Here is a 4,456-nt window from a genome sequence, read left to right as displayed (position 1 = left end):
CCCGGTAACGGTTTTGGAAGCGGATCCGGTGCAGGTAGGGGGGCTATCCCGCACTGTAACCTACCAAGGCTATCGCTTTGATATCGGTGGACACCGCTTTTTCTCCAAGTCGGCGGAAATTGAGGCTCTGTGGACGGAGATTTTGGGCTCGGAAATGCAGGTTTGCCGTCGGCTTTCCCACATTTTTTACCGAGGTGTTTTCTTTGATTATCCAATTCGACCTACGGATGTTTTTGCCAAACTGGGGCCAGGGTTTACCACCCTCTGTCTGCTCAGTTACCTAAAGGCGCGCCTCTTTCCCAGGCCCAATCCTGTATCTTTTGAAGATTGGGTCATTAACCAATTTGGGGAACGGCTGTATCGCACTTTTTTTAAGACCTACACCGAGAAAGTGTGGGGGATCCCTTGTCACGAGATCAGCGCCGACTGGGCAGCCCAGCGGATCAAGGGTCTGTCGATGGCTTCTTTGATCCGTAAAACCTTTTTCCCCAACCGAGAGGGGGTGATCAAAACCCTGATCGATCGCTTTCGCTATCCTCGCCTAGGGCCAGGCCAGATGTGGGAGCGCGTTCAAACCTTGCTGGCAGAAGCCGGGCAGCCGGTACAACTGGATCGCAAGGTTACGGCAATCCACTGGAACCGGGCCGGAGTTCAAGCTGTACAAGCCTGTTCTCAAGGGGGAGAGACCTTTTGGGTGACCGGCGAGCAGTTCATTTCCACCATGCCGCTGCGCTCTCTGGTGCGGGCTTTGGTACCTGCAGCACCGGAGCCGGTGCGAGAGGCTGCCGAACAACTGCGGTATCGGGATTTTTTGACGGTGGCTTTGCTGGTGGATGAGCCCAACCTATTTCCAGATCACTGGATCTACATTCACGATCCCTCGGTGCGGGTGGGGCGTATCCAAAACTTCAAGAATTGGAGCGCGGACATGGTTCCGGATCCCTCGGTCACCTGCTTGGGTTTGGAGTATTTTTGCTCAGCGACGGATCCCTTTTGGGGACAAACCGATGGGGATTTGATGGCCTTGGCAACGCTGGAATTGCAGCGGTTGGGCCTGCTGGGGAAGGCAAAGGTTTTGGGCGGCACAGTCATTCGCGCCCCGAAAGCCTACCCGGTTTACAATCACGGCTATCAAGCTCACATCCAGACCATTCGAACCTTTTTGGAAGAAGCACTGCCCAATTTGCAGGTGGCAGGCCGCAACGGCATGCACCGCTACAATAACCAGGATCACGCCATGATGACGGGCCTTTTGGCCGCTCGCAACATTGTGGCGGGGGAACGGCGCTACGATGGGTGGCGGGTCAACCAAGATGCTGAGTATCTGGAAGAGGCGGATTCGACAGCGGCCTTGGCGGGAGGACGGGCGGTGCCCCGGGTGCTGGGTCGCCGGAGTTAGCGGCGGAAGGGATCCTGCTTCGATCCAGCTTCGCCATCCAACACCTCTAGGATGGCCTTGGCAGCGCGAGCCAGAACGCCGGGTTCTCCTAGGGCTGCCCGCATCGCGGCGTAGTCGGCTTGCAGTTGGGCTTTGCGTTCGGGCCGAGTTAGCAACTCCAGCGCCAGTTGGGCAATCTTCTCTGGCTGGGCCTGCTCCTGCAGCAACTCCGGGACAATGGGGCGCATCTGCACCAGGTTGGGCGGAGACATGAAGGGCACCGACACCCTCAGCCAATGGCGGGCGATCCAGAAGGTGAGGGGGTTGAGGCGATAGATCACCACCTGGGGGATCCCCAAGATAGCCGTCTCCAAGTTCACCGTGCCCGACTTGGCCAACACCAAATCAGCCGCTGCCAAGGCGAGGTGATGAGCTTTGTGGGGGGAGAAGAAGGACAGAGCTTGGGGATCCAAAAGGGTGAGGTTGAGCCCAAGGCGGCGGGCAGCCCGCGCAATCGGGGCAGCAAAACGGGGCGAGGCCAGGGGCACCCAAAACTGTGCCTGAGGCAGGTGAGCTTGCAACAACTGAGCCGCCTTGAGCAAGACAGGCAGAACCGAGCGCAGCTCTTGCCGACGCGAAGCCGGCACCACCACCACCACCGTGGCTTCGGCAGGGATCCCCAACTGGGCTCTGGCGGCAGCACGGCTGGGCACAGCGGCCAAAATATCCAACAGGGGATGGCCCACATACTGGACATGGGCTCCTGCCGCCGCGTAGTAGCGGGCTTCCTCAGGGAAAATCGCCAACATCAGCCGCATCTGCTGGGCTAGTTGGTAGGTGAGGCGGGCATCCTGCGACCACACCCACTCTTGGGGAGCAATGTAATAGACGGCAGGGATCTGCCGCCGTTGCAGCAGACGGGCAATGCGGCTGTTGACGCCGATGTAGTCCACCAGCACGGCCACATCTGGCGGGTCTTGGGCTAAAAAGCGGCGAATCTTCCACTCCGTCCAGAGGGCGGGGCCGACAAAGGGAAGAGCCTCTAAAATGCCAACAGAGCTGATCTCGGTGGTGCGGTGCAACAGACGGGCCCCGGCAGCAGCCATGCGCTCCCCTCCCACGGCGGTGATGCGCAGCTGAGGGCGTTGGCGCAGCAATTCTTCGATCAGATGGCTGGCCTGCAGATCCCCTGAGACCTCGCCCGTGCAGATGAACAGGTGGCTCACCAGAGCTACACTCCCGACCGCAGTTCTCAATCATCCAGCTCTGAAGTGCTCTGCACCGGCGGATCTTCCCCCCTCCCGCGCAGGGCCGGCAGAGGGCCACGTCGTTGGGGCTGGGAGAGGGAGTCTTCCAAAAATTGCAGCAGATGTTGCAGGGATCCCGTCTCGTCCACCCACTCTTTCCCCTGTAGGGAAAGGACATGGCGCTCTCCCTCCGCACCGCTGTTACAAACGACACACAGGCTGCTGCGCAGTGTTTGCAGCGCTTTTTCCAAAGGCAACCCTGAGCGGTACAAAAATCGGTAGACCTGCCGCAGCAAGGGCAGGGATCCCTCCATCCCTTTGGCTCGCCGCAACCCCACCAAGTTCAGACCGCGGATGCGAGCCGGATGTCCTTCCACCAACATGTAGGGGGGAACGTCGCGGTCAACCCGGCTCATCGCCCCCACCATGGCCAAGCGCCCGATGCGGGTGAACTGGTGGATCCCGACCATGCCGCCAATGCGGGCTTGAGACTCGATGTGGATATGGCCGGCCAAAGAGACAGCATTGGTAATCACCACCTGATTTTCGATGACGCAGTTGTGGGCGACATGGGTGTAGGCCATCAGCAGGTTGTAATCTCCAATCAGGGTGGCTTCCCCTTCATTGGTAGCCCGGTTGATGGTGACGAACTCGCGGATGCGATTGCCTCTGCCGATTACCACTTGAGAGGGGGCGCCGCTGTACTTCAGATCCTGAGGCTCGGTGCCCACAACTGCTCCCGGAAAAATGTGGTTGCCCTCGCCGATTTCCGTCCAGCCATCGATCACCACATGGGCCCCCACCACCGTATGGGCAGCAATGCGAACATGCTCGCCGATCACCGCATAGGGGCCAACCTGCACCGTTTCGTGCAGCTCAGCTTTCGGATGGATCACCGCAGTGGGATGAATCCGCTCCCGTGAGCGGTGCGGCGCACTTGCAGAGATGTTGGGAGTGGATCCCGCTGAAGCGAACGAACTCATTTCCGACCTAGCCAGCAACTGTGGTTACGCTCCCAACCCTGCGAAGGATCACCAAGACTTGACTCCAGGGGAGATGAGCCTTAGAGCTACGCCCCACTGTCGCGACAACATGTTTACCGTATCCCGACAGAAAGGCGCAAGCAGCCCCTGAGCCATCTTTACTATCCCAACACTTTATCTCAATTGCGAGAACACCCACACCGGAGCGCCTCCTGGATGGCCGCTGTTGGCCCATCAATCCACCAGGGAGAACATCAGCTCCCCCTCGGTTACCAGTTGCCCTCCCACCTGAGCGCGGCAGAACATCTTGCCAATGCGCCTCTGGCGAATGGTGAGCAAATCGGCGGAGAGCAGCAGCTGATCCCCCGGCAGTACCGGGCGGCGAAAGCGAACGCCATCGATCCCGGCAAACAGGGCCAAACGCCCGGCCACGTCCGGCAACTTGGTCAACACGATCCCCCCTATCTGGGCCATGGCCTCGACGATTAGGACGCCGGGCATGATGGGTCGGTTGGGGAAATGCCCTTGAAAAAAAGGCTCGTTGAAGGTGACGTTTTTCAGGCCCACCGCCCGTTGCCCCGGTTGATACTCCACAACCCGATCCACCAGCAAGAAAGGATAGCGATGGGGCAAGATCTCCAAAATCTGCTCCGTTGTGAAGACGGGGGGAGCAGTTGACAATTGAGCGGCTGCCTCAGCCGAGAGGAGGGGAGGAGGGGAGACATCAGAGGCCATGGTGAACCCACAGAGGCAGAGGACAAAACCAAATCCCGGACGGGGAGCATGACTCTAGTCAATAATAAGCTCAACTATACTGAAAATAATGTATAATATGTTCAGTACGGATT

Annotated in this window: 4 protein-coding genes; 1 reads left to right on the top strand and 3 read right to left on the bottom strand. The window is 59.1% G+C overall.

Going from position 1 to position 4,456, the window contains the following annotated elements:
* Positions 1-1,399 (top strand): NAD(P)/FAD-dependent oxidoreductase (locus NW837_RS01635; RefSeq protein WP_414328983.1); only part of this gene is annotated, 1,399 nt, incomplete at its 5' end.
* Here the strand turns inward: NW837_RS01635 and lpxB are convergent.
* From lpxB to fabZ, 3 genes are all read right to left on the bottom strand, one after another.
* Positions 1,396-2,604 carry a lipid-A-disaccharide synthase gene (gene lpxB, locus NW837_RS01630; RefSeq protein WP_414328982.1) on the bottom strand — a complete coding sequence of 403 codons (1,209 nt, stop codon included), beginning with the start codon at positions 2,602-2,604 and terminating at the stop codon, positions 1,396-1,398. The genes NW837_RS01635 and lpxB overlap by 4 nt on opposite strands.
* Positions 2,605-2,630: 26 nt before the next feature.
* Complete coding sequence (gene lpxA / locus NW837_RS01625) at positions 2,631-3,608, bottom strand: acyl-ACP--UDP-N-acetylglucosamine O-acyltransferase (protein WP_414328981.1); 978 nt, start codon at positions 3,606-3,608, stop codon at positions 2,631-2,633.
* A 234-nt stretch (positions 3,609-3,842) separates the two neighbouring features.
* The gene (fabZ, locus tag NW837_RS01620; RefSeq protein ID WP_414328980.1) at positions 3,843-4,343 is read right to left on the bottom strand and encodes a 3-hydroxyacyl-ACP dehydratase FabZ; all 501 of its coding nucleotides are present in this window, start codon (positions 4,341-4,343) and stop codon (positions 3,843-3,845) included.
* Positions 4,344-4,456: the final 113 nt, after the last annotated feature.

This window comes from Synechococcus sp. R6-10 (genome assembly GCF_047461815.1).
In the GTDB taxonomy this organism is placed as follows: domain Bacteria; phylum Cyanobacteriota; class Cyanobacteriia; order Thermostichales; family Thermostichaceae; genus Thermostichus.
The sequence above is the reverse complement of the archived record's forward strand: the minus strand, read 5'-3'. Positions and strand labels throughout refer to the sequence as shown.

Coding starts and splice junctions, on each gene's coding strand:
- lpxA (WP_414328981.1), bottom strand. CDS start 3,608: ATGAGTTCGTTCGCTTCAGCGGGATCCACTCCCAACATCTCTGCAAGT.
- fabZ (WP_414328980.1), bottom strand. CDS start 4,343: ATGGCCTCTGATGTCTCCCCTCCTCCCCTCCTCTCGGCTGAGGCAGCC.